27 protein-coding genes and 1 tRNA gene are annotated in these 20,512 nt (G+C 55.5%); 2 read left to right on the forward strand and 26 right to left on the reverse strand.

Annotation, left to right across the window (positions count from 1 at the left end; all coding sequences use genetic code 11):
• Nucleotides 1–132: 132 nt before the first annotated feature.
• Nucleotides 133–1,977, forward strand: a complete 1,845-nt coding sequence (gene rpoD, locus ACOTY9_RS13435) for an RNA polymerase sigma factor RpoD (RefSeq protein ID WP_014885285.1) — start codon at nt 133–135, stop codon at nt 1,975–1,977.
• 526 nt (nt 1,978–2,503) lie between these two features.
• Here the strand turns inward: rpoD and mug are convergent.
• Nucleotides 2,504–3,010, reverse strand: coding sequence for a G/U mismatch-specific DNA glycosylase (mug, locus tag ACOTY9_RS13440; RefSeq protein WP_014885286.1), 507 nt, complete (start codon nt 3,008–3,010; stop codon nt 2,504–2,506).
• Nucleotides 3,011–3,135: 125 nt separating this feature from the next.
• Between mug and ACOTY9_RS13445 the strand changes: the two genes are divergently transcribed.
• A tRNA-Ile gene (locus ACOTY9_RS13445) sits at nt 3,136–3,211 on the forward strand.
• Between the two features lie 83 nt (nt 3,212–3,294).
• Here the strand turns inward: ACOTY9_RS13445 and ACOTY9_RS13450 are convergent.
• The 25 genes from ACOTY9_RS13450 to ACOTY9_RS13570 all read right to left on the reverse strand — a co-directional run bounded on the left by ACOTY9_RS13450 (nt 3,295) and on the right by ACOTY9_RS13570 (nt 20,379).
• Nucleotides 3,295–3,495, reverse strand: coding sequence for an ogr/Delta-like zinc finger family protein (locus ACOTY9_RS13450; RefSeq protein ID WP_032635529.1), 201 nt, complete (start codon nt 3,493–3,495; stop codon nt 3,295–3,297).
• 67 nt (nt 3,496–3,562) lie between these two features.
• Complete coding sequence (locus ACOTY9_RS13455) at nt 3,563–4,717, reverse strand: phage late control D family protein (RefSeq protein WP_088127294.1); 1,155 nt, start codon at nt 4,715–4,717, stop codon at nt 3,563–3,565.
• The gene (locus ACOTY9_RS13460) at nt 4,714–5,178 is read right to left on the reverse strand and encodes a phage tail protein (protein ID WP_047344533.1); all 465 of its coding nucleotides are present in this window, start codon (nt 5,176–5,178) and stop codon (nt 4,714–4,716) included. The genes ACOTY9_RS13455 and ACOTY9_RS13460 overlap by 4 nt, the downstream gene beginning before the upstream one ends.
• A gap of 11 nt (nt 5,179–5,189) precedes the next feature.
• On the reverse strand, nt 5,190–7,469 hold the full coding sequence (locus ACOTY9_RS13465; RefSeq protein WP_088127295.1) for a phage tail tape measure protein: 2,280 nt from the start codon (nt 7,467–7,469) through the stop codon (nt 5,190–5,192).
• Entirely contained in the window at nt 7,462–7,581 is a 120-nt protein-coding gene (locus ACOTY9_RS13470; RefSeq protein WP_023616176.1) for a GpE family phage tail protein, read from the reverse strand. The genes ACOTY9_RS13465 and ACOTY9_RS13470 overlap by 8 nt, the downstream gene beginning before the upstream one ends.
• A 32-nt stretch (nt 7,582–7,613) precedes the next feature.
• Nucleotides 7,614–7,922: a phage tail assembly protein gene (locus tag ACOTY9_RS13475; protein ID WP_047027405.1), complete on the reverse strand. Its 309-nt coding sequence runs from the start codon at nt 7,920–7,922 to the stop codon at nt 7,614–7,616.
• A gap of 56 nt (nt 7,923–7,978) precedes the next feature.
• Nucleotides 7,979–8,497, reverse strand: coding sequence for a phage major tail tube protein (locus ACOTY9_RS13480; protein ID WP_023309235.1), 519 nt, complete (start codon nt 8,495–8,497; stop codon nt 7,979–7,981).
• Between the two features lie 11 nt (nt 8,498–8,508).
• Nucleotides 8,509–9,702 (reverse strand): phage tail sheath protein, encoded by a 1,194-nt coding sequence (locus ACOTY9_RS13485; protein WP_047625660.1) that lies wholly within the window; start codon nt 9,700–9,702, stop codon nt 8,509–8,511.
• 124 nt (nt 9,703–9,826) lie between these two features.
• The gene (locus ACOTY9_RS13490; RefSeq protein WP_176260260.1) at nt 9,827–10,333 is read right to left on the reverse strand and encodes a tail fiber assembly protein; all 507 of its coding nucleotides are present in this window, start codon (nt 10,331–10,333) and stop codon (nt 9,827–9,829) included.
• 9 nt (nt 10,334–10,342) lie between these two features.
• Nucleotides 10,343–12,160: a phage tail protein gene (locus ACOTY9_RS13495; RefSeq protein ID WP_348565929.1), complete on the reverse strand. Its 1,818-nt coding sequence runs from the start codon at nt 12,158–12,160 to the stop codon at nt 10,343–10,345.
• A gap of 11 nt (nt 12,161–12,171) precedes the next feature.
• Entirely contained in the window at nt 12,172–12,702 is a 531-nt protein-coding gene (locus tag ACOTY9_RS13500; RefSeq protein ID WP_032635515.1) for a phage tail protein I, read from the reverse strand.
• Nucleotides 12,695–13,603 carry a baseplate assembly protein gene (locus ACOTY9_RS13505; protein ID WP_032635514.1) on the reverse strand — a complete coding sequence of 303 codons (909 nt, stop codon included), beginning with the start codon at nt 13,601–13,603 and terminating at the stop codon, nt 12,695–12,697. The genes ACOTY9_RS13500 and ACOTY9_RS13505 overlap by 8 nt, the downstream gene beginning before the upstream one ends.
• Nucleotides 13,604–13,608: 5 nt before the next feature.
• Nucleotides 13,609–13,959 (reverse strand): GPW/gp25 family protein, encoded by a 351-nt coding sequence (locus tag ACOTY9_RS13510; RefSeq protein ID WP_032635513.1) that lies wholly within the window; start codon nt 13,957–13,959, stop codon nt 13,609–13,611.
• Nucleotides 13,956–14,597, reverse strand: a complete 642-nt coding sequence (locus ACOTY9_RS13515) for a phage baseplate assembly protein V (protein ID WP_348565930.1) — start codon at nt 14,595–14,597, stop codon at nt 13,956–13,958. The genes ACOTY9_RS13510 and ACOTY9_RS13515 overlap by 4 nt, the downstream gene beginning before the upstream one ends.
• A 112-nt stretch (nt 14,598–14,709) precedes the next feature.
• Nucleotides 14,710–15,177 carry a phage tail protein gene (locus ACOTY9_RS13520; RefSeq protein ID WP_063862357.1) on the reverse strand — a complete coding sequence of 156 codons (468 nt, stop codon included), beginning with the start codon at nt 15,175–15,177 and terminating at the stop codon, nt 14,710–14,712.
• Complete coding sequence (gene lysC, locus ACOTY9_RS13525) at nt 15,140–15,385, reverse strand: Rz1-like lysis system protein LysC (RefSeq protein WP_230679504.1); 246 nt, start codon at nt 15,383–15,385, stop codon at nt 15,140–15,142. Before lysC ends, ACOTY9_RS13520 begins: the two co-directional genes overlap by 38 nt.
• On the reverse strand, nt 15,273–15,698 hold the full coding sequence (lysB, locus tag ACOTY9_RS13530) for an Rz-like lysis system protein LysB (RefSeq protein WP_176260255.1): 426 nt from the start codon (nt 15,696–15,698) through the stop codon (nt 15,273–15,275). The genes lysC and lysB overlap by 113 nt, the downstream gene beginning before the upstream one ends.
• On the reverse strand, nt 15,695–16,204 hold the full coding sequence (locus ACOTY9_RS13535) for a lysozyme (protein ID WP_176260254.1): 510 nt from the start codon (nt 16,202–16,204) through the stop codon (nt 15,695–15,697). The genes lysB and ACOTY9_RS13535 overlap by 4 nt, the downstream gene beginning before the upstream one ends.
• Entirely contained in the window at nt 16,188–16,409 is a 222-nt protein-coding gene (locus tag ACOTY9_RS13540; protein ID WP_029741404.1) for an HP1 family phage holin, read from the reverse strand. The genes ACOTY9_RS13535 and ACOTY9_RS13540 overlap by 17 nt, the downstream gene beginning before the upstream one ends.
• On the reverse strand, nt 16,400–16,603 hold the full coding sequence (locus tag ACOTY9_RS13545; protein WP_032635504.1) for a tail protein X: 204 nt from the start codon (nt 16,601–16,603) through the stop codon (nt 16,400–16,402). The genes ACOTY9_RS13540 and ACOTY9_RS13545 overlap by 10 nt, the downstream gene beginning before the upstream one ends.
• Before the next feature lie 179 nt (nt 16,604–16,782).
• Nucleotides 16,783–17,223 (reverse strand): DinI-like family protein, encoded by a 441-nt coding sequence (locus tag ACOTY9_RS13550; protein ID WP_032635502.1) that lies wholly within the window; start codon nt 17,221–17,223, stop codon nt 16,783–16,785.
• Nucleotides 17,224–17,332: 109 nt separating this feature from the next.
• Nucleotides 17,333–19,522 (reverse strand): replication endonuclease, encoded by a 2,190-nt coding sequence (locus tag ACOTY9_RS13555; protein WP_221703830.1) that lies wholly within the window; start codon nt 19,520–19,522, stop codon nt 17,333–17,335.
• A 1-nt stretch (nt 19,523) separates the two neighbouring features.
• Nucleotides 19,524–19,745 carry a TraR/DksA family transcriptional regulator gene (locus ACOTY9_RS13560; RefSeq protein WP_047344543.1) on the reverse strand — a complete coding sequence of 74 codons (222 nt, stop codon included), beginning with the start codon at nt 19,743–19,745 and terminating at the stop codon, nt 19,524–19,526.
• A complete protein-coding gene (locus ACOTY9_RS13565; RefSeq protein WP_029741400.1) occupies nt 19,745–19,972 on the reverse strand; it encodes a DUF2732 family protein in 228 nt (75 codons plus the stop codon). The genes ACOTY9_RS13560 and ACOTY9_RS13565 overlap by 1 nt, the downstream gene beginning before the upstream one ends.
• Before the next feature lie 68 nt (nt 19,973–20,040).
• Nucleotides 20,041–20,379 carry a DUF5347 domain-containing protein gene (locus ACOTY9_RS13570; protein ID WP_032635496.1) on the reverse strand — a complete coding sequence of 113 codons (339 nt, stop codon included), beginning with the start codon at nt 20,377–20,379 and terminating at the stop codon, nt 20,041–20,043.
• Between the last annotated feature and the right edge of the window lie 133 nt (nt 20,380–20,512).

The following is a 20,512-nucleotide window of genomic DNA, read 5'->3' on the forward strand; positions in this document are numbered from 1 at the left end:
CGAATATCGATCGGGGAGCCCCCGGCAGCCGCACTGAGAGGCAGCGGCAAAAATATAAGTACGCCCTCGCTTTAAAGGTTGGCAGCCCCATCGCCGACACCAATCAAACGAATTAAGTGTGGATACCGTCTTATGGAGCAAAACCCGCAGTCACAGCTGAAACTTCTTGTCCAACGCGGTAAGGAGCAAGGCTATCTGACCTATGCCGAGGTCAATGACCATCTGCCGGAAGATATCGTCGATTCAGATCAGATCGAAGACATCATCCAAATGATCAATGACATGGGCATTCAGGTGATGGAAGAAGCACCGGATGCCGATGATCTGTTGCTGGCTGAAACCTCCAACAATACCGACGAAGATGCGGAAGAAGCTGCCGCACAGGTACTGTCCAGCGTTGAATCTGAAATCGGGCGTACCACTGACCCGGTCCGCATGTACATGCGTGAAATGGGTACCGTTGAACTGTTGACCCGCGAAGGCGAAATTGACATCGCAAAACGCATCGAAGACGGGATCAACCAGGTTCAGTGTTCTGTTGCCGAATACCCTGAAGCGATCACCTATCTGCTGGAGCAGTACGATCGCGTTGAAGCGGAAGAAGCGCGCCTGTCTGACCTGATCACCGGGTTTGTTGACCCGAACGCGGAAGAAGATCTGGCGCCTACCGCGACTCACGTTGGTTCCGAACTGTCTCAGGAAGAGATGGATGACGACGAAGACGAAGATGAGGAAGAAGACGACGACAGCGCGGACGATGACAACAGCATCGACCCGGAACTGGCGCGTGAGAAGTTTGCCGAGCTGCGTACCCAGTACGAAGTCACGCGTGACACCATCAAAGCGAAAGGCCGCAGCCATGCCGCCGCGCAGGAAGAGATCCTGAAACTGTCTGAAGTATTCAAACAGTTCCGCCTGGTGCCAAAACAGTTCGACTACCTGGTAAACAGCATGCGCGTGATGATGGATCGCGTACGCACCCAGGAACGCATCATCATGAAGCTGTGCGTTGAGCAGTGCAAAATGCCGAAGAAGAACTTCATCACCCTCTTCACCGGCAACGAAACCAGCGAAACCTGGTTCAACGCCGCTATCGCGATGAACAAGCCATGGTCTGAAAAACTGCACGACGTGAAGGACGATGTCTATCGTGGTCTGCAGAAGCTGCATCAGATTGAAGAAGAGACCGGCCTGACCATCGAGCAAGTCAAGGACATCAACCGTCGTATGTCTATCGGTGAAGCGAAAGCCCGCCGTGCGAAGAAAGAGATGGTTGAGGCGAACTTGCGTCTGGTTATCTCTATCGCCAAGAAATACACCAACCGTGGCCTGCAGTTCCTGGATCTGATCCAGGAAGGCAACATCGGTCTGATGAAAGCGGTAGATAAGTTCGAATACCGTCGTGGTTACAAGTTCTCCACCTACGCTACCTGGTGGATCCGTCAGGCTATCACCCGCTCTATCGCGGATCAGGCGCGCACCATCCGTATTCCGGTGCATATGATTGAGACCATCAACAAGCTCAACCGTATCTCCCGCCAGATGCTGCAGGAGATGGGCCGCGAGCCAACGCCGGAAGAGCTGGCTGAGCGCATGCTGATGCCGGAAGACAAGATCCGTAAAGTGCTGAAGATCGCCAAAGAGCCAATCTCCATGGAAACACCAATTGGTGATGATGAAGATTCGCATCTGGGTGATTTCATCGAGGATACCACCCTCGAGCTGCCGCTGGACTCTGCCACCACCGAGAGCCTGCGCGCTGCGACGCACGACGTTCTGGCCGGCCTGACCGCCCGTGAAGCAAAAGTGCTGCGTATGCGTTTCGGTATTGATATGAACACCGACCACACGCTGGAAGAAGTGGGTAAACAGTTCGACGTGACCCGCGAACGTATCCGTCAGATCGAAGCGAAGGCGCTGCGTAAGCTGCGTCATCCAAGCCGCTCTGAAGTGCTGCGTAGCTTCCTGGACGATTAACCTGTCCTGACAGTGAAAAAGCTCCCTTCGGGGAGCTTTTTTTTTGTGTATTCCATCTTCCTGTGGGCTGTGGGATCCCAGTAATTTATAAGCAGAAGCAATAACGTTGTTTCAGAGCGAATGCAGGCTTTCAGCGATGCTCTGATCCGGCTGTAAATCGCTGAGGCGTTTTCTGCAGGCCGGGGCGAGGCGCATGGATGCGCCGAGAGGGCGGGCTTTACAGGGACGTTACCTCCGCCCGTCCCCGATAAGCCGGAAGGAATAAGCCGAGGGCACCGCGAAGCGGCGATTTACCGCCGGGAGCCCGGGTCGCCAGGGTGGTGGCGACTGAGCCACCCTGGCACGTTCACAGGTCATGTCGTGACAGAGTAGCAAGGAACATAAAGTGAACGGAATGACCACCACAGCCGTATATTCCCCTCACCCTAACCCTCTCCCCGGAGGGGCGAGGGGACTGTTCCGTGCTGCTATAACGTTGTGGAGATCCCTTAGTCATGTGAGGTGAGGGCGTCAGGCCGCAGAACCCCTAAAGCCCCCGCACCATTAGCGCCTCATCCAGCTCCCGATACGCCTCCACCAGCTTATCCAGCGTTGCCCTGTTGAGCCCGCTCGGGTTCGGCAGCACCCACACCTGCGTCACGCCGATGGTGATGCTCTGCTTACCCCATTTAGCGCCGCGCTGACTAAACGCCTGCTCGTAGGCCTGCTTGCCGAGGATCGCCAGCGCTGCGGGCTGATAGTCCTCAATCTTTTTGACCAACTCCCGTCCGCCGCTGCGGAGCTCATGCAGATTGACCTCGCTCGCCTGCACCGTCGGGCGCTCAACAAGCATAGTAATGCCGCAGCGCGTATCCAGCAGGTGCTGTTCCTCTTCGGGCCTGAGTAATCTGTCGGTAAACCCGGCCTGGTGGATCACTTTCCAGAAGCGATTGCCCGGATGGGCGAAGTGAAAGCCGGTGTGCGCCGAGGACTTACCCGGGTTGATTCCGCAGAACACCACCCGCAGGCCAGGGGCCAGAATATCGTTGATCATTTTTACTCCCGATCAATCCATCGTAAGGGAAGTATAAAGGATTGATTATGCATTGTTTATAAAAACAGCAGGCAGGTGTGAATGGCTGGATTGCTGTAGAGAGTTACTTTATAATTCACCGCCACGGCCCCTTAGCTCAGTGGTTAGAGCAGGCGACTCATAATCGCTTGGTCGCTGGTTCAAGTCCAGCAGGGGCCACCAAATTTTAGCTTTAAAATCAAAAATTTAAGCCACTCAAATGAGTGGCTTTTTTTATTGGTTATTTTGAGCCGGTGGCGTAGCCGCTAACTTCGCGCCAGTGAAGCCGTTCGGACACTCTCAGAGGCGCCGGGCGTCGCAATCAGACGCTCCACGGACTCCATCGTCACGAACGTACAGCTGCAGTCCACATTGGTACACTGGTGGTAGCGCTCTTTGGTATTTTCACTGAGATAGCGACTGGTACGCGCATGCGCTGAATGCTTGCACTTAGGACAATGAAACATGTACCCCTCCACTTGATTCACATTTTGTGAATCAATAATACCCAAAATAAAACCAATAGCAACTACATTACTCACTATCAACAGTAAATTTTTCGTCGCTGACGTTCAGCTCAAGCTTAAGCTGCGTGGTAAATCCGCTATCGTTGAGGGTATGCACCACCTCGCTGATGATCCACGCCTGCTCGTCAATGACGCGTTTAAAACCGTTTACCAGCACCGGCGTTTCGGGGAACAGATCGGCGCGTCCCAGCGCAAGCTGGATGGAAAACTCCACGGTTCCCCGCTGAAGCGCGCGCCACTTCGCCTCTGCAGCCCTGAGCGCCTGTTCTTCAGAGGCATAAACCGTGGTGAGCTCAAATACGTTCTCCGCCGATCCCACCAGCCTCTCTTGCGGTTTCTGCTCCTTGCCTGCTGCTCCCGCTACCGGTGCGGCGGCATCCGGGTGGTGCAGTGCTTCTGTCTGCTGCCCTCCGGACTGACGATTAATACTCAATTGAGGATTTTGTTGTTTGGGGTCACGCGTTTGCAGCCATTTGGCCGTTACGCCGGAATAATTTTCACGGTCAGCTACGGAAAAAAGGTGCTTATCTCCATCCCCACGTTCAATCATCATTAAGGAAAGCGGAGTGCCGCTGGCCGTCACGGCCTGGCCCGCTTTCATAAAGATAATCTTCCCGGCTTTGATTGAAACAAATGCTCCATTACGTTCAGCAAGGCGGGAGAGGAACGCCGCGTCTGTCTCCTGAGACTGGTCAATATGAGAGATGGCGATGGATGCAAGCCCCGACCCGACGCTGGCGGTCAACTGGTTACGCTGAGCGATGGTATCGACTATCGCGCCAATCGTCGTGTCATGCCACGACTGTTCGCGCCGCACGTTTAGCTTTCCACGAAAATCTGCGCTGAATCCCTGGATGGTCAGCGTGTCCGGCGCGCCCCGGAATCGAATCGAATCAATCGTAAAGTCCCCTTTCTCCTCGAGCGGGGTTCCCTCCCATCCCAGCCATAAGGACAGCCTTGCCCCCCGGGCAGGCAAGTCCAGCAGCCCGTCGGAATCATCCAGTTGAATATCCAGCTGATCGGCTTCCAGCCCCCGTTTGTCGGTCATGGTCAGGCTGATAAGACGATGGCTGAAATTTTGCGTGATATCACGATCGTCAAGCTTAAGCATAAAATCAGGGGCGATTTTTCCACCCGCCCGGATATTCATTTCGGTGATCATCCCACCAGCCCTCCAATGCTATTCCGTGCGCTTTCCACCAGCTCTGAGGCCTGCGTTCGCAGGTCGCCAAACGTCGTCATCAGCGATTCATCCACGCGTTTAAGCTCCAGAGTAAAATTAATTTTTCGAGCGGTACCGTCACTGTAAAAATCCGAATGCGTGTGCGTGACTTTCTCAATGATAAACATGCCATGAATGATGCCGGTACCGTCTATCAACGGCCATGCCCGCCCCTCATTCGCCATCAGCTCAACCGCCTTGAGCGAAAGCCGCCCTCCCGTGAGTTCCGGGTAAAGTAAGCCGGAGAGGCTAAAGGATGTCTCACCTTCGCCAAGGTACTGCCAGGCTTTGGGTTTCCCGATGCGAGCGCTGGATGCCCAGCGGTAGTCTTTTGTGAATATCATTGACTGATACGGTAAGGTTCGTCGTTCAAAGACAAACAGACCCAGCACCATTAACATTTTCTCTCTCCTCAACTATACATAAAGCTGGATTGCTGCCGTCTCGCTTTATCCTGTTCAATATTATCTATCGTCTCCCGGATTTGACGCGTCAGATCCATTCCGGAGGCCGTGCCCCCCTGCAGCGTGATGTTATATTCGCTTTTACTCTGATCGACGTAAGAGCGTCCTCCAGTAGCGATGGTCGGCTGATACCCCAGGCTGCCGCCAGAGATCCCCGTGCCCGGAATATAAGCGCTGCCCGCCGGTGAGGATGCCGATTCTGCTTTTGCCGCAGCGGCGTCGAGATCGCCCGACTCGTTTTTGATAATACCGAGCTTCTCCAGCAGCCAGCTGGCCTTACCGCTCAGGCTGTTAAAGAGATTCAGCGGTGCCATTAGCGCCTCTCCCAGCGCCTGCCCAAAAATCACGCCTGCATTTTTACAGCCATCCAGCGTTTCCTGCGTCGCCTTAATCGGCGAGATCAGGTCAGTGAACCACTGCCAGATACCGCCCACCTTCTCCGAGATAACATCAAATACCGTCATCAGCGGTGAGAACAACTCGCCTAACGGTGCGAAGGCCGCCGAAAGCCCCTCCATCACGCCGCCAAAGAAGGCGCTGATGGGCTCCCAGTATTTGAAAATGAGTAATGCGCCTGCGGCAATCGCTGCGCCAAGGGCAATCACCGGCCAGCTAAGGGCACCCAGCACCGTCATGATGGCGCCGCCCACCACGCTGAATACCGTTCCCAACATCCCGGCTGCGGTAATGACCATATTGACGCCCGTCAGAACCGGGCCGATAGCCATACCGACTCCCCCCAGCACGCCTGAAAACGCCTGCGCACCGACAACGATGCTGGCGAGGGTCTGCGTCAACGCGGGGTTGGCATTCACCCAAAGGGAGGCCGTGCTAAGCCAGCCGGTTGCGGTTGTTATCAGTTTACGCAGAGCGCCATCCGCTTTATCGAACACGTCAATCTTCAACCCGCTCCACGCGGCCTGAAATCGGTTGATATCGCCGTCAAGATTATCGGTCTGCACGGACGCCGCAATCGCGGTACTGCCTTTTGCCCCCTGCAACTGCTGGCGTTTTTCATCAAGCGATCCATCACCCGCAGCGGAAGCCAGCGCCCCCGCGGCTTTTATGGCATCCGGCGTCTGAACGTGACGCAACATCGCGCTGAGCGCGTCCCCGGCGGCGGCGCCTTTCATCCCTTTTTCCGCCAGAACGCCCAGCAGCGCGGTGGTCTCTTCAAGCCCCATACCGGATGCATCCGCAGCGGGCGCAGCGGAGGTGACGGCCGCCACCATCTCAGCGAGGCTGGTATTTGAAGAGGTAGAACCGCGCATAAGCACATCTGCGATGCGTCCCGCGTCCGTATCGGCCAGGCTATACGCGGCCTGCGTGCTGGCGATCATATCGGCCGCTTTAGCCGCGTCGACACTCCCCGCCAGGCTGAGGTTGACCGTTGGCGCGGTGGCCGCAAGCAGCCCATCGGCGTCATAGCCTGAACGAGTCAGTTCGGTTTGTGCCCGGAGGACCGTATCTGCAGGTACTCCGGTGCTGGCGCTGACCTCCCGCGCCTGCTGGCGAATCGCCTCAAGCCGGGAATCCCCCTTCGCCAGGCCAAGGTTTGCCTGAATGGCCGACATCTGCTTTTCAAAGCTGATGCCAGGCGCCATAAACCGGGACGTCTGGTCAAAGCCCGCTTTTGCCATTCCCACCCCCGCAGTCGCCAGCTGGTTCACCCGCGCGGTAACGCGTTTGCCTGACTCGTAGCGATTCTGAACGGTACTCAGCCGCTCCTGCTGCTGATTGACGCGGGCCAGCGCATCCCGCTGTCGGTTAAGCTGCTGCGTTTTTTCGCTGATGTGAGTTCGTAAACGACGCTCATCAGACGAGAGCGTGCGCGTGTTGACTCCCGCCTGAGCGAGTTCAGCGCGCTGACGCTGTAACGAGTAGCGTAAGCTGTTGTACTCAAGCTTAAGGTCGGCCGCCGATTTTCGGGCTGCAGTCAGCGCATCAGCCTGCGCCTGGCTGGGGTTTTGCGTGTTTTTAAACTGCACCGCCAGCGCCGCGGCCTGCTGTTTCGCCTGAGCAAGCGACTGCTCCGTCGTGGCGAGCCGGGCATTTGCTTTTCTGAAGCCGTTAATGCGCCCCGCCTGCTCATCGAGCGCCCCCAGCGCCGTCTGTGAATCACGGATATCGCTTGCGAGAGTGCGGCTCGCGTTATGGAGAGCGTTAAGCGGTCGGGTTGCCCGGTCGACTGCCTTAAGCAGCTCCTGAAGTCTGACATTATTACTCATGGTGGTTTCCGCTTCGCTGCAGCGCTTTTTCGCGCCATAAGAGGAGTTCGGTCACGCTCAGGGAGTACAGTTCTGACGGCGGCCAGTGAAAGATCACCGCGATATCCGCCATCAGATCGTCGACCGACAGGTTTTCGGGAAATTTCAGCGAGCCGAAGCCGGTGACAAAAAACCGATCACCTTACCTGCAAAAGAGAGCAGATCGCAGGCATCCAGGCGCGCGACCTCATGCTCGGTCAGTGCTGGTGAGGTCATTCGCGGCAGCACCTTGATCAACGCATCGACATCGGATTGCGCCAGCGACGCCAGCGATACCCCACGCAGGGTTCCCGCATTGGGTTTTGCAACGGTCACTTTTTCAATTTTTTGCTCGCCGCGCAAAACGGGGCTATCAAGCGTGACGATGTATGGATTTTCACTTTCGTTCATGGTGGTCTCGTTGATATTTTCCATTTCGATACTCTTCAGAAAGTTAACTTACCGGCCGGCGATCCCGGCCGGTTAAAGGGTTACAGGCCGATGGCCTTACGGTGTTCTGCCAGGCGATCAACGCCATCGACTTTCAGCACCATGTTGATGATGTCGATTTCAATGATCTCTTTGCCATCGATGGTCAGCTGGTAGTACGCGCATTCGGTGGACATCTTGGTGGTGCCGCTCTCGCCCTGCTTGTTTTCACCGCCATCAAACTCTTTGTGACGGCCGCGCATGACGATTTCGACGGCGGAGATTTCGCCGGTATCATCGCGCTGATAAGAGCCGGTAAAGCGCAGAGGCACGCTGTCCGCGCCCGGAGAGGCATACTGTGCCCACAGCGCGGCGTCCGGCAGACCGCCAACGGTCCACTCCAGCGCCAGGGCATCATCGTCCAGGCCAAGGTCAACAGAGACCGAGCCCGGCATGCCGCCACCGCGATACTTCTCCAGCTTGCGGGTAAGTTTGGGTAAGGTGACAGACTCAACAACGCCCATATAGCTCAGGCCATCGTTGAACATATTCAGATATTTCAGTTTGCGTGGTAACGCCATGCTTCAGCTCCTTAGCTATTAACCGAATCTGACAGGTCAGCCAGATAGGTATCGGTGATGCGCTGGCGCAAGGTCAGATTTTCCAGCGGCGGGACAGGGGTGTAGTCGTAATCGATATACAGTTTCCCCGCTTTCAGGGTGGATGCATCGTTCGATTCAGGGTCATACCAGCAGGAGCCGTCAACGATATAGCCGTTGGTTTTGAGCTCGCGGAACTTGGCATTGATACCGGACACGATGTCGCGGATAAGCGTAGGGGTAATGGGTTTATCCATCGCCCATGCATGCGCTTCAGCCATGGTATCGGCCAGCACCTGTGCGGTACGGGTGTAGTTTTCAAAGACGAATAACGGATCGTCTGAACAGGTACGGTTGCCCCAGAATTTGAATCCATCGTTACGAATCAACGTGGTGACACCGGCCTGGTTAAGCAGGTTGGCATCGGTCGCTTGCTCCTGCAGATCCCAGGAAACAGAGGCGCTTACGCCCGTGACGCCGTTGACGCCCACGTTCGACAAGGTTTTATGCCAGCCCATTGTCTGGTCGATTTTGGCGCGCAGGCCAAGGGCGCGAGCGGTCGCCCATGCCATCGTCGTCGCATTCGTGGTGGTATCCCATGCCAGAAAATCAGGGTGGATAACCATCAGCTCGCGCTGGCTGAAGTTTTTGCGGTACTCGATCGCGTCAGAAATGGTTTTACAACCCCATGCGCTGACATAGCCGAAAGCGCGCAGGCTCTGGCACATTGCGGCCAGTGCGGTTGCCACTTCCTGAGAGTCCAGCCCCGGTACGCCGAGAATACGCGGCTTAACGCCGGTGACCGTTTTCGCGGTCAGAAGCGCCTTCAGGCCGGTGTATTTGCCGTTTTCGTCGGTAGTACCGATGATGTTAGAGATAGTCTCTTTCTGCGCCGCTTCAGGATCTTCCGGGTCGTCGATACCTTCGGCAACACGCACAACCACAACGACCGGCTTGCACTGGTCAGCGATAGCCTGGAGGGAAGCGGACAGCGTCCCCTGTTTACCAGCTTTCGCAATGGCGGATTGCACATTAGTAATGAGCACGGGCTCGTTAAGAGGAAATGTCTGTTCGTCAGCATCGCTGGCCGTACAGACCATGCCGATGATTGCCGTCGAGACGGTGGAAATAGTGCGGGTGCCATCGTTGATTTCAATGACTTCCACGCCGTGGTGATAGTCGCCCATCCGTTTAACTCCTTCGTTTAGTGGTGAGGCTATTGTCTGCGGAGAGCGTGATTGATGCGACGAATTGGGGTTGGGGAGAGGATTACACAACAAACGAAAAACCCTCCGGATGGAGGGTTTGGGGTCAGGCTGGGCGTTTGGGCCATTGAATTTCTGGCGCTTTGCTGGTATCAACACGATTGAGCAGAACCCTGTATTTTTTCCATTCGACTAACAATTCAGACTCTTCTTTTGTGGCCATACCCAGGCCGGAAGCATCCTCCAGCGGGGCAATTGCTGTTGTTGCGGCACTCATAAGGCTCTGTTTTTTTGATTCAGCCTGATAAACATAATTGACGGGCACAGGAATTATTTTTTCACCATCAAACATCCATTCTCCTTTGTCACTAAGGCCATCAGGAACAAGTTTTTTGCTGATATCGGCAACCGATTTACCAATCGGCCAAAGCATAGACACATCATATGAATAACGCGTGATAATGCCCTTCTCATCATATTCGAACTTTAACTTATCCTTATCAAATAAAGCTTGAGACTCATACCAATCCTTATCATCCTCTGAAACAAGGTTTGCTATGTTGTAATCCTGAATTTGTTCTGTACCAGCCAGACGGAATTTTTCAATAATCATAAAACACCTTCATGAAGTAATTGTTTTCCATGTACCGTTTATATTTATCTGTAAGGCGCGGGTATACCACACGGAATAACGTGCATCACCATTGTTACTGTTTCGACCCGTTATGAAACTTCCTACTGGTGCATCAATATCGGCTGAACCGCTTGAAGCCGACCCCATGCTTCCCCTTGCGCCAACACGCATGCCAAGAACAGTTGTTGTTTTAAGCGGATAACGCCCATCCGATTCAGCTTTAGTGTAAGCCTGACCAGCAGGTGTGTAACTACCTTTTGCCTGAAACCTCGAATCACTTTCAGTTTTGGTGTAATAGCGGGCGTCAAAATACTGAAAGTTTGTTAAGTTCAGCTTACCTATGGTTAAATCACCAGAAGACAAGCTAACCGCTAAAGGGCGAAGGCCGTTATAATTACCATACTGGTCACCGCTGTTAGTCAGCATGAGATATAAATTACTCCCATCCTGCCGCCAGAATGTACCGTAATTACCGTACACCATGCGATAGCTGTTGGCAGAAATACTTTGAAATTCTGCTGAGTTTCTTACTACCCCACTTACAGCGGTGCTGCCCGCCAATGGGATCGCACTAACATCTATTGCCGTAGGTTTATTTTCCGCGTCATATTGTTTAGTCCAGGCTGACCACGTTCCACTGTAGAGGGTTCGAATGTAGGTGCGAGAACTATTATAAATCCGATAAATTTGTGTATTACCGGCATGTTTATATACCTCAAGCGAGCCGGCATTCGATTCAGGATAGTTTTTACCTGTCTGTGCCTGGGCATTCGCTGGCTGGTAATACAGCCCGGGGGTGGTATAGGCATTAAGATCCTCTGCATTACCAATCCCCACAGCCTGACCGTTAAAGATATCCTGTGCAGTAACATTAATGTCGCCTGTTAACGCACGGCCATTAACCTTACGCCCAGACGGTACTCTCCCATTGGCATTATCATTGGCTGCCTTAACCGATTTTGCTGTTGCCGCTAGCGTCTCAGACGCGCTATCGGTTGCACTGCTAAGCTGAACGATGCCCTTTTGCGTCGTCGTTGCATCTGCAGCCGTATACTTCCCTTTCGCCAAATCATACGCTGCCTTCACCGCCTTCGGCGTCGCCGCCAGCACCTCAGAGACACTATCAATAGCGCTGCTTAGCTGGACAATTCCTTTGCGCGCAGTTGTCGCATCCACCGCGGTGTACTTACCATTTGCCAAATCGTACGCCGCCTTCACCGCTTTCGGCGTTGCAGCGAGCACCTCGGAGGCGCTGTCGATTGCGCTGCTAAGTTGTGTAAAACCCTTAGCGGCAAGGGTCGCGTCCGGATGGCGCCGCGACTGTTCATGCTCCGCGAGCTTACCGTCTACATAATCCTGCGTCGCCATCACCGTTGAGGTGTCAATCGTCAACTCAACCGAAGAAATATCGCTCACCATAATGACCATACGTACAGTCTGTGCGCGTCCCGAGCCCTCTTCCAGCTTGGGCTTGTAACTTTCTGCCATATTCCCGACCGCAATCAGCGTCCCGGTATCGTCATACAGCCCCATCTCGCGCATCCAGAAACCGCCAACCTCAGGAGGAATCAGCAGCTCCGCCACGACATAGTTTTTATTCTTTTTGTCCTGGCTAATTTTATTCAGCGCATGCCGCCAGACTTCATTGACGAGTTTCGTCTGGTTTGCGTTTGGCGCTGGCAATGTACCGCCACCGTCACCTACGGCCATCGCCGTAAAGTTCACTTTCTTGCCGTTCGGGACGGTCGCGGCAGCCAGTTTTTCGGCACCGGCTTTGGTGATAACCGTTTTATATTTCACTGTCATTGTGCTCTCACTTATCCGGGATAAACCGTGATGATGTCGCCGTCATAGCTCAGGGCACCGGTGTAGAGATAACCCGGTATGTCCTGGATGATATTCAGGCCAATAAGGTGGCGGCTGGCAGGCTTTGCATCAGCAATAAGCCTCTCCATTTCGTAATACATTTCCTCGGTGATGCCCGTATCCAAGACGCCGATATCAAGGCGAAAGGTGCCGGGCGGATCGTTGGTTTGCCACCATTCGGTGACGTTGATCAGATAGCCAAGCGGTTCCACCACACGACGCACGGCGCCAATCGTCCCCTTATGGGCATGAATAAACCACGCCGCGCGAATCACATCCCGCCTGGTGGCTTCCGGCCAGTTCTCATCCCAGCGATCAACCGAAAACGCCCACGCCAGCCAGGGCAGCAGATTCGCCGGGCAAGTGTCCGCACTCCAGAGATGCCGCAGCGGAACAGGCGTATTTTCAATGTCTGCACAGGCGCGCGCGGCCGCCACCTCAAGAGATGACGAGCCAACCGGTAAAAGGCGGGTATTACTCATCGTTCCCCCCCACGGTTACGCTGTAGTGGCTGCACCATGAGGCCTGAGTTTCATCAAGTACAATGTCAGCCGCGGGCGCGGTCAGCTCTACGCGTTGCACCCCTTCAACATGCAGTGCCGCGTAAATGGCGGACTTGCGAATATCGCGTCCAAGCCGATGTTGAGCCGTGATATAGGCCTGTAACCGGGCTCTTGCCGCGCTGAGTACAGGTTCACTTTCAGGGCCGGGAAAAAGGAAAAGCGATGCCTCAATTCGGTAGTCAACAATGTTGGCCGACTGGACGGTCACACGGTCGGCAACGGGCCTGACGTCCTCATCGTTCAGCGCATTGCGAACAACGGCGAGCAGTTCCTCAGAAGCCACGCCGTTATTCTCCCGGGAGAGCACAGAGACCGTGACGTTCGCCGGCTGTGGACTGATAACGGAAATATCCGCCACCCGGCCATCTGCACTGCGACCGTGGAACTGATAAGCGCCCGTCGAACCGGCCACGCTCAGCCCTTCCGGCGCTTGCTGGATGCGCAAACGAAAGTCGGTATCAGACTCCATCACAGCTGGCGTGGGCGGAAACGTCGTATCGTCGGCGGGGGTAATGACCAGACGCGCAAGGTTAGCGTTAGCCCCAAGCTGGTCGAGATCGCGGCCGGCAGCGTAGGCCAGCATGACCGCACGCGCGGCCTCGTTCACGCGCTGGCGCCACATGACCTCCCGATAGGCGTTCTCCTGCAGCAGCTTCACAATCGGCTCTGATTCCAGCGTCAACGTCCGTGCAATCGCCTCTCGCTCCTCTTCCGGATAGAGCGAGACAAAGGTGGCCTTTCGTTCTGCCAACAGCGTTTCATAATCCACCTCCTCCACGACATCAGGCGCGGCGAGCTGGCTCAGATCAACAATAGCCATAGCGTTTAACTCAGTGAAATGGTGATAGAAAAAGATTGTCCGGAAGTCGGGCGCGTGCCGGTGATATCGACATACAACGTCCCGTCATTCTCCGAACGCTCGAAAGTGATGGCCGTCAGGCTGATCCGCGGTTCCCATTTCTGGATAGCGGAATAACATGCCGCCATGATTTGCAGACGCAGCGCAGGGCTCTGTGGCCTGTCGATCATCGCCGCCAGCAGCGAGCCGTAATCCCGGCGCATAACCCGCGAGCCGACAGGCGTCACCAGAATATCGCGCACGCTCTGCCGGATGTGTTCTGCCTCTGAAATGCTGAGCCCGGTCTGCCTGTTCATCCCCCTGTAACGCACCGTCATTGTGTCCCCTTAGTCCAGCTTCCGCCGCTTTGCACACTGCCGTGCGCGTGGTTGTCCACCTGCACCCCGTTGGAGGTGAATTGACCGCCGGAATGCGCAATATTCCCGGCCATTACCCCGCCCTTCTGCACCTCAAGCGAGGCGGTAATTAACTTGTTGGTACACACCACCTCAGGCGTATCCAGCGTGATGCGGGACGTTGACGTCAAACGCACCTCCGGCACGGTGGCGGTCAGCGATTCAGAGGCGGTAATGTCGGCTGTTTTAATACCTGAAACCGTCAGCGCCCCGCGTTCGGGTTCGTACTCGATCACCGCGCCGTCAGGAAACGAGACGTGGAACGCATCAGGCGAACCGGACGGCGCCGGATGGTCATCCGAGAAAATACCCGGTAGAACAAAGGCGGTATCGAGCTCGCCGCCGATGGCCAGCAGCAGTACCTGTTCTCCCTCGGAAGGGGCCCACCACACGCGAGAACGTCCCGCACGACAGGTTAGCCAGTTCAGCCAGGTGGTTTTCATCCCACCGGTCTGCACACGACAAAGCCCTCTGTTGAGGTCAACATCGGTTACAACACCGATACGAATAAGATTGCGGATCGCGCGAGCGATGCCGTTCATGGAAGTTAGCGTATTCATAAGAAGAGAATGCCGTTCAGAAAGAACGGCAGCAACGAGACGGGGTTTGGTGCGGGATGAGACAACAAGCTGGCAAGACAACAGACCGCAGGCGGCCCTCAGCGCGGGGAAATTACGCCTCCCACTCGCTGACCAGCTCCCCGTTGATGTATAGGGCCTTCGGACGCGTGACGGGCTCCGGCAGCGGCGGTTCGGGGGAATACGTTGCGTGCAAACCGCCCTCTTCCTGAGAAACAAGAATGCGCTCGGTTAATTGTACTTTGATGCTGATATCCATCGTATCGTCATCGTTTAAAACGATCGTGAAGGAACAGCCGTTTTTGCGGCCTTCATCGAGGGTAAAAATGTCCGGCTGGTTTTCCCCAAGCCAGGCCACTACCGGGACGAAAACGCCCTCGCTGTCGCCGGAGAAGCTGTTGACCTTCGCATTCAGCTCATAGTGCTTTTCAAAGGAGAGCGAGGAGGCCAGCCGGGCATCGATATTGCCGCTGCCGACCGACATCTGCAGCCGATCCGGGTTTGCTTTCAGTTGGGGAATCGCGTCAATTAATGCCTGACGCAGGCTCTTGAGTTTGTGCATCGATTTTATCCTGACAGTCTTTAATGGTTTCAACCTGCAGCGCGCAGGCGATAAGGGCATACTCAAGCCTGCGAATATCTGCGCTGAGATCGCCGTTAGTGGCGGGTTCGCTTCCCGGCATCGGGCAGCGGCTCACCTTCGGGCAGGCGTTGTAAACAATGGGCTGCAGAGGCGCAGGCGGTGCGGGTGTGCAACCGGCGGACAGCATCAGGCAACTGAGTGGTATACCAGCGGCGTAACGCGTCATTTTCATTGAGTAATCTCCCGATAGTCGCTTCCCGTCTCGCGCGTTCCTCACTCGCAGTGAGCAGTTCTTCACGAAGCCTGACCTGAGCGACTTCATGTGTTCGGGCAACCCGTTGCGACAGGGAAAGCTGTTGGTTAAGCGTGGCGAGGGCGTTTTTTTGTTCACTGGCAACCCGGTTCGCGCTGGCTAAGGAACGGGACAGCGTCAGGTTGTCATGCCGAAGCCACAGCGTGATAGCCAGCAGACCGGCCAGCAACAGCATCAGGACTTTCACGGCAGCCCCTTCATGCACCAGGCCTTCTCGCGGATACGACGATTTTCCAGCCCGGCATTTTTAACGCCATTCACATATACCCAGCGGGTAAGTTGCCCGCATGCCTGCGACCACTGTTTACGCTTAATAAACGACACCAGGGTCGAACGGCAGGCGGCGCCCGTGCCAACATTAAACGTGAAACTCACTAGCGCGTCGTAGACCCGGGGTGGCATCTCAACCGACGCGCACGCTGCCAGCCGACGTTCAACATTGAGCACATCAGCGACCAGATTTACCGCTGCCTCACGCTCGGTAATATCCCGTGCAGGCACAACGTTTGCCGTGTGGCCAATGCCAGACGTCCACACGCCAGCGCTACACCGGTAGGGCGAGAGGCGACATCCTTCGAGATCGGCAATCAACGCCAGCCCATCAGGGGACGTTTTCAGTAACCGAAAGTCAGGTATCAGCACCGCCAGGGCCAGCACGCCGGCGACGCTGCAACGCTTAATGATTGAGTTCACGAATACTCTTCTTATCGAGTCCAAGAGACTGGAGATAGCGCCAGGTTTTTCGTTTGAACCAGTAATTCGTCAGCGCGGTAAAAATGGCGCACAGACTTCCCACGTACAGCGCGACTTTTTCAGGAGACATCGCCCCGAACCAGGCCAGTGCCACGGCCAGCCAGTAGGCGATAAACGTGGTGATTTTCTCCAGGCTCAGTCCCATAGGTTTACGGATTCTTTTGTGGGGGCGCTATCAACCTCCGGCATCTCTACCGGCGTGCCATGAGGCAAGATAACGCCTGATTCGGCGAGGCCAGAATTGGCCTTCAGAACGGCTTCAACGACGCCTGCCGTGCGCCCATAAAAACGGGCGCAAATGGCATCAAGCGTGTCCCCCTGCATTGCATAGATCTTCATCAGACGCTCCCAACATCCGGTTTTCCAGGTACTGTAGAGTTTCCTGGGCCAGCGGCTTTTTCGCTATCGATGAGAGATGGGCAATCCCGGACACAACAGACCGTCCGCGAGCAACAATGCGCGGTTTAAGGGAAACGCAAAATCTGAATGAAGTGTTCGTTCCGGGTAATGACGCAGGGCTAGCGCCAGCTTTCATCTTCCCAGACTTCCCGGAGAATAGAATCCAGCGCCTCGCGATCGGCCTCCCTTTCAAGCCCCTGGAGCTCAACCCCCGTTACCGACCCTATTTTCACGGTTACCCGCGATGAGGGAAACAAGGCTCCTATCCTGCGGGTCAATTCACACTGAAATGCCTCAACGATGGACTGGCCAATCAGCTGATCTTTATCGAGCGTGATGTTCACCCGAACATTGCTCTCTTTTTTGATTCGTTCCGGAACAGGCGATGCCGAGAAAACAACGGTGAACGCGTTGTTCTTGATTAAATTTCCCCGCGCAATCTCAGCAATTAAATTCAGGGCAATTTCACGATCTCTCTCCTGACACGTTCCTTCTGTCGTCAGTCGCGCAATCATCTCGACTCGTTCAATCATGACTTGCTCGTTCAACTCTCTGTCCACACAACCTCCACCACGAGATACTGTATAAACATACAGTAGCACGTATTCATAAAAAGAGTGAAGCGAAAAATCAGAACACTTTACGGTATGTACATGATATCGATGGAGATTAGCATGCTCGCTGGGTTAACAGATCCGTTAAATGCCCAATACGTTCAAGGATTTTCCGCCTCTTTTCCTGATAAGAACACGCTGCCGGAAATAGCGCTCCGTCAGCTGCGCCTCGACACCATTTGGTGTGAAAGCGGCTGACGCCGCCCGCCATAAGATGCAGCGCCTCGGCACGGCTAATGACGATCCCGGTGGCGAGGCGTATCTCGTCAATCACCCTCTCAGGTATCCCGTTCTGTGGATCCCGCTCATAGACAACGGGGGTTCTCGCGCCGGGCCGAACGCGTTTGATGCGTTCGGTTAATGCCCGTCTCGCACGCCGGTTAAGGGGCTGTGAGAGATCGTTCACCGTACAGTTATTGACAGAACTCCGAGAGGGCACGGGGACATCCTGACGATCCACGGCCCGCTTCGGCACAATTTTCCACTGCGTGAGCCGGGTTAAAATCGGGCTGCCCGCGCCGACGGCGGAGTCGTACACGCCGCGGATGCAGATCGTTTCCTCGCCGTACTGGTTAAACCCGACGCGCGGCGCATACAGCGTGCGTACCTGTAAATCATCGCGACGGACAAATGGCCCGCCCTGCGCGGTGACGTAACCCGCCCAGTCCCCAGCGTCGGCAGCTTCATGGACGGCGGCAAACTCCACGCTCAAACCGCGCACGGCCTCGTTATCAGCCAGACGGCGCAGCTCGCGATAGACCGTGACCGGCGCCCCGCCGATAAACTGAAACTGGCGAATGTGCCAGCGTCCCGCCCAGGCTGAAACAGCAGAAGCCGTCTCCTTCAACAGCCCACCGCTTTCATAATCGGTCTCACCATCGAGCGCAAAGCCGTCGATATTCTTTGAGATGTATTTGGCAACATAGCCGGTCGCGCTGCCCTTCAGGGGATCGATCGCCTCCGCGTGAAAACGTGCCTTTCTGGCACTTTCGCTACGCAGTTCTGTGGCCTCTTCCTGGCAGGCATAATCATTCATAATTTGGCGAACGTGCCCGACATCTTCCGGCAGCATAAACATCAGCATGTGCCAGTGGGGCGTGCCGTCGTGATGAGGTTCCGCAACGCGGATACCAAAAATTCGGCGCTCCTCACGGTGCAGCTTTGCGCGGATGCGCGCCCACAGACGGGTGAAGTAGCTTTGCGTATCCGCCGGGCTGGCCCCGTTCCACTTCGCGTTGGGGTAGCCTGATTTCACCGTCGCGTGATATGCCGAAGGCGCGGTTAAGGTATAGAACTCGCCCACATAGCCCAGTGCCTGGCAGATATTTTCAAACCCGCGAATGCGGGTCATCAGTTCACAGCGACGTATCGCCGGGTTAGCGACCGAGGTATCGATTTTTTCAATCAGGCTGATGCGGTTGCCCTCTTCATCTTCGAGTTCCATGCCCTTAAGAAATTCACGGGTGCGGCGCTTCTGCTCGCGCCATTCGGTCACGCAGCGCTTGCTCGCATACGCCGTTCTTGTTTTGCTGACGTTGCCAAGGGCAATCTGTAAATGCTCGCGCCAGGCAGACGCAATCCGACGCAATCGCCCGCGCCACCACGTCTCTGAAAACAGGCGGATCACCGCTGCGGCAACATCGTCTTTGTTGAAAAACGTCTTCGACACCCGTTCCCAGTGTGGAGGTGACACCTTGAACTGCCGGGCGATCAGGCCGGCGCGCTGATACCAGACGTAAAGCGTCTGGTATTCACCCAGGTCAGCATCATTTATATTCGCCAGCTCACCGCGAATAAAGCTGGCGATATCTGCGGCCAGCAGGTCGATATCCGCGCGGGACATATCCGCAAGTCGGTTAAAGCGTGCAACCAGATCAACCATGCGGGAAGCTAGATATTGCTGAAGCGGAGTGTCGAAATGGCCGTCAAACACGGCCCTGGCGACCGTGTCATGCAGGCCTGCGCAGGCATAGCGTTCAGAGACCAGCCGCAGACGGGGTAACATCCTGTTGCAGAAACGGACCAAAAAGGCATTGGCATGCGGGCTGCCCTGACGCTGTTCGAGGTCATCAACCGTGCGCCAGACGTCGAAACGCACGCAGTCAGGTTGCAGGGAGAGGGCAATCCTTGCCTCCCGTAGCGCCGCGAAAAAACGATCGCGGCGCTGCTGCTGGGCATGGGAAAGGTAAGGGCTGGCAATGGCCGACCGTGGAGCATTCCACGGATACGCAAATGACGTAGCCAACTCACCCTCCCCGGATATGTTTATTTTTCATCTCCGCAATCTCCTGGCAGGTGATGCACAAGGCCACACCAGGCACCGCCATTCGGCGCGCCTCCGGTATCGGGGCCTCGCAGTCCTCGCAAAGGAAACGCGAGGGCGTTGCGGGCCGTCTGCGGGCGCTATTAATATGCCGCTCTCTGTCTTCCTGCTCGCGCGCTTGCGCAAGATCGATAAAATCGGCCATCAGTGCAGCTCCTGGGATTCACGTTCGTAGCGAGCCGCCTCGTGGCACAGCAGTTCGGCAACGTCTTCTCCGCTCATGCCGGTTTTATAGATATGGCTTGCCAGCGCCTCCAGGCGCAGGGAGACCGCGAGGGCTCGCGCGCAGCGTTCCTCTGTTTTTGCCTCCGCCAGCAGGCGTTTCAGTTCCTCACTTCCGGTCGGATAAGGGCGGTTTTCACTGTTTCGCATCACGCGTTCTCCTTAAATTCAGGCAATAGAATGCCCGGCGGGTTTACGCCATTAGGTTTGTGGTTGGGTTATATCGGCATGGTCAGCCGTTCAGGAAATAAACTCACGACAGCACGAAAATGGTTCATGGCATTAATCAGCGCCTTTTTCTCCTCTGTCGTCAGCTCACTGATATCGCACTCATGACGGGCGACGGGTAATCTCGCCAGGAAAAAGATGGCGGCCAGCGCCCTGCCGTTCTCCTCAAAACAGGGATCGCGCTTATCGCGCATCTCTGCCATAAACCGTGCCAGCTCTTTTCCGCTATCGTTCCCGTATCGGGCACGCAGTTCTGCGATGTGGTTAAGCCCGTTAAGACGAGCCCCCACGCTGAGTGGAACGCTTGCACGGGCAGCCTCTATCGCCATATCTCCCCTCGCGTAAATTCACGCACGCCAGTGCGCTGAAAACGGGCAGAGCACGGTTTTTTCCGCCGTTTGATGATTGCGATTTCAGATGCCATGCTGCATGATTCCCATTTTGATAATGTCTGCAATCAAT

Source organism: Enterobacter cloacae complex sp. SHL012, from assembly GCF_049237505.1.
In the GTDB taxonomy this organism is placed as follows: domain Bacteria; phylum Pseudomonadota; class Gammaproteobacteria; order Enterobacterales; family Enterobacteriaceae; genus Enterobacter; species Enterobacter kobei.

Coding starts and splice junctions, on each gene's coding strand:
- ACOTY9_RS13545 (WP_032635504.1), bottom strand. CDS start 16,603: ATGAAGATCTATGCAATGCAGGGGGACACGCTTGATGCCATTTGCGCC.
- ACOTY9_RS13490 (WP_176260260.1), bottom strand. CDS start 10,333: ATGATTATTGAAAAATTCCGTCTGGCTGGTACAGAACAAATTCAGGAT.
- ACOTY9_RS13465 (WP_088127295.1), bottom strand. CDS start 7,469: ATGAGTAATAATGTCAGACTTCAGGAGCTGCTTAAGGCAGTCGACCGG.
- ACOTY9_RS13485 (WP_047625660.1), bottom strand. CDS start 9,702: ATGGGCGACTATCACCACGGCGTGGAAGTCATTGAAATCAACGATGGC.
- ACOTY9_RS13500 (WP_032635515.1), bottom strand. CDS start 12,702: ATGAGTAATACCCGCCTTTTACCGGTTGGCTCGTCATCTCTTGAGGTG.
- ACOTY9_RS13505 (WP_032635514.1), bottom strand. CDS start 13,603: ATGGCTATTGTTGATCTGAGCCAGCTCGCCGCGCCTGATGTCGTGGAG.
- ACOTY9_RS13565 (WP_029741400.1), bottom strand. CDS start 19,972: ATGCGAAACAGTGAAAACCGCCCTTATCCGACCGGAAGTGAGGAACTG.
- ACOTY9_RS13450 (WP_032635529.1), bottom strand. CDS start 3,495: ATGTTTCATTGTCCTAAGTGCAAGCATTCAGCGCATGCGCGTACCAGT.
- ACOTY9_RS13470 (WP_023616176.1), bottom strand. CDS start 7,581: ATGGCGGATATCGCGGTGATCTTTCACTGGCCGCCGTCAGAACTGTAC.
- ACOTY9_RS13495 (WP_348565929.1), bottom strand. CDS start 12,160: ATGACAGTGAAATATAAAACGGTTATCACCAAAGCCGGTGCCGAAAAA.
- ACOTY9_RS13460 (WP_047344533.1), bottom strand. CDS start 5,178: ATGTTAATGGTGCTGGGTCTGTTTGTCTTTGAACGACGAACCTTACCG.
- ACOTY9_RS13475 (WP_047027405.1), bottom strand. CDS start 7,922: ATGGAAAATATCAACGAGACCACCATGAACGAAAGTGAAAATCCATAC.
- ACOTY9_RS13510 (WP_032635513.1), bottom strand. CDS start 13,959: ATGACGGTGCGTTACAGGGGGATGAACAGGCAGACCGGGCTCAGCATT.
- ACOTY9_RS13520 (WP_063862357.1), bottom strand. CDS start 15,177: ATGCACAAACTCAAGAGCCTGCGTCAGGCATTAATTGACGCGATTCCC.
- rpoD (WP_014885285.1), top strand. CDS start 133: ATGGAGCAAAACCCGCAGTCACAGCTGAAACTTCTTGTCCAACGCGGT.
- ACOTY9_RS13455 (WP_088127294.1), bottom strand. CDS start 4,717: ATGATCACCGAAATGAATATCCGGGCGGGTGGAAAAATCGCCCCTGAT.
- ACOTY9_RS13480 (WP_023309235.1), bottom strand. CDS start 8,497: ATGGCGTTACCACGCAAACTGAAATATCTGAATATGTTCAACGATGGC.
- ACOTY9_RS13515 (WP_348565930.1), bottom strand. CDS start 14,597: ATGAATACGCTAACTTCCATGAACGGCATCGCTCGCGCGATCCGCAAT.
- ACOTY9_RS13540 (WP_029741404.1), bottom strand. CDS start 16,409: ATGGGACTGAGCCTGGAGAAAATCACCACGTTTATCGCCTACTGGCTG.
- lysC (WP_230679504.1), bottom strand. CDS start 15,385: ATGCTGTCCGCCGGTTGCACACCCGCACCGCCTGCGCCTCTGCAGCCC.
- mug (WP_014885286.1), bottom strand. CDS start 3,010: ATGATCAACGATATTCTGGCCCCTGGCCTGCGGGTGGTGTTCTGCGGA.
- ACOTY9_RS13560 (WP_047344543.1), bottom strand. CDS start 19,745: ATGGCCGATTTTATCGATCTTGCGCAAGCGCGCGAGCAGGAAGACAGA.
- ACOTY9_RS13570 (WP_032635496.1), bottom strand. CDS start 20,379: ATGGCGATAGAGGCTGCCCGTGCAAGCGTTCCACTCAGCGTGGGGGCT.